Genomic DNA, 2,185 nt, shown 5'->3' on the forward strand with positions numbered 1-2,185 from the left:
GGAACCGGCTGCGGAGCCGCGGGTCGTTTGCGAATTTTCGGCGCGCGGAAGACGCTTTGAGGTCACCCGCTCACCGGCGTGGGACAGGCCAAGTGCCCGTGGACGCAAGGGCTTCACCACCCAGCAGGCCAAAACCCTCCTGCGTGAACGGGTTGATGGCTCGTGGGAAGAAAAGACCTCCCGCAACGACGAAGCCGGCATGGAAATCGGAGATGTCCTGGGGATGGATCGGGAACAATTCACCAGGGTGGTCATGCTCCCGCAGGGAGACTTCGCGGCTTTCCTGCGTTCCAAGGCGTCCGACCGGCTGGATCTTCTGCAGAAGCTCTTCGGAACCCAGCGTTTTGAAGCGATCGAGCAGCAGTTGGCACTCCAAGCAAACGCCGCGCGCGCAGAAGTGCAGGACAACCAGAACGGACTTAAGCTGCTCGCGCAGCGGGCAGAGTCCGAGTTCGCGCAACTCGGCATTGACGAGGCGGCTGACCCGGATCTTGATGACGCAGGATCCAACGCAGGCTCCAACGATTCCACGCCCGAACTCCGGCTCGGGACCCTCGAGGCCCGGGCCCGTGCCGAATCTCTCAAGCGGCAACAAGCCGCCGGCTCTGCCGAAGCCGTCCGGCTTCAGCTTGCCGACAAGCTCAACTCCGCGCGGGAACGGGTCCAACGGCACGCGAAGCTCGACGCCGCCACTTGCCGGCGCGAAGTCCTCGCCACACGTGCGGCTGAAGTGCAGGAATTCCGCGAGCGGCTTGGACGCCACCGTAAAGCCGCCGTCCTCGGAGGACAACTCGACGCCGTCGACCGCGCTGCCAAGGCCTTAGACATCGCGGGCGCGAAGGCGGAGTCGGCGACGGCGAAGCTGCTTGCCGCCTCTCTTGACGCAAGCGAGCCGGGCACGTCGCTGGCGAGGATTCAAGAGACCATGCTGTCGTTGAGGCCCGGATCGGGGACGAACAAAAGCTCGAGGACATCACTGCCAGGCTTGATGCCCTCGACGTCGCTTCACGGCAGCGCGAGTCGGCCAATGCGGCGCGGTCCCTTGCGTTGGCCGGGCTTCGCTCGGATGCGGCTGTTTTGGAAGGCGAGCTGGGCCCGCTGGAAGCGGCCGCTTCTCAGCTACCCCTGCGGGAAAGCGAAGCGGCAGCAGCGCAGAACACCGTCAAGACAGTTGCCCGTTACTCAAGCGCCTGGATTCCCAGTCCGCGGCAGTGAAGCGCCACGCTTTTGCCCGCGCGCTTTCCCAGGACCTCCGGCAACTCTGGCTGGATCTCCGCGAATCCCGGCTGGCCAATGCCGCTGCCGAACTCGCCGCAAAGCTGAACGACGGCGATCCATGCCCGGTCTGCGGAAGCGCCGAACACCCGTCCCCGGCAGCCGCGGGGCTAACCGCACTGGCCCTTGCGGAGGAAGAGCAATCCGCCCACGAACGCTATGACGAAAGCGAGCATGAACTTCTCCAAGCGGCAGGCGAGCTGGCGGCCGCCGAGCAGGAAGTTGCCGTGCTCGCCGCCCAGGGCGGAGGCATCGATCCCAAGGAAGCCGCTTCGGCGGAGGCCCTGGCCAAAGACGCCCTGGCCTTGGCGCGTTCCGCCGTCGACAGCCTCAAACGTGGCAAGGCAGAGCTCGCCCGCATGACGGAGCGGATTGCCCGCTTGGAGGAAGAACAAGTCCAAGAGGACACCGCTGCGGCGCAGGCCGGGTCCACCATGGCCCTGCTGGGTGAGCAACGTGAGTCCCTGGAGACCTTGCTTTGCGGGCTGCGTGATGGCTTCGACACGCTGCACGAGCGGATCGATGCCCTGACCGGGCATCGCGAACTCCTGCAGTCCGCTGTCGCCGCCGGAGTGCAACTTGAACGTGCCCGGGAGGCTTTGGACGATGCGTCTGCGGCCTTGGAAACCGCCCTTGCAGCGAACGGATTCGACACCGCGGATGCTGCGCGCCTCGAAATCCTCGACGAGCAGCACGCTGCAAGGCTCGACGAAGCCATCAGGTCCGCGGAGACCGAGAGCGCCCGGCTCGCAGAGCTCTTCGAGTCCGAGGATCTCGTTCTCGCGGCCAAGGAAGCCCAGATCGGTGAGGTGCCACTGACCGCCGTCGAGCTCGCAGCCCTCGAACAAGACGCCGGACGGGCGGAAGAAACAGCCCGACGGCTGGATCTTGCTGCAGGACTCGCTGCCCG

Annotated in this window: 1 protein-coding gene and 1 pseudogene; one reads left to right on the forward strand and one right to left on the reverse strand. The window is 65.8% G+C overall.

Translation table 11 applies throughout. The annotated features are described in order from the left end of the window. Positions 1-70: 70 nt before the first annotated feature. A complete protein-coding gene (locus tag AHiyo1_RS24035; RefSeq protein WP_059390288.1) occupies positions 71-790 on the reverse strand; it encodes a hypothetical protein in 720 nt (239 codons plus the stop codon). 421 nt (positions 791-1,211) lie between these two features. Here AHiyo1_RS24035 and AHiyo1_RS24040 point away from each other — a divergent pair. After that, positions 1,212-2,185, forward strand: a pseudogene (locus AHiyo1_RS24040) (AAA family ATPase); the annotation flags it as partial.

This window comes from Arthrobacter sp. Hiyo1, from assembly GCF_001263615.2.
Lineage (GTDB): Bacteria > Actinomycetota > Actinomycetes > Actinomycetales > Micrococcaceae > Arthrobacter.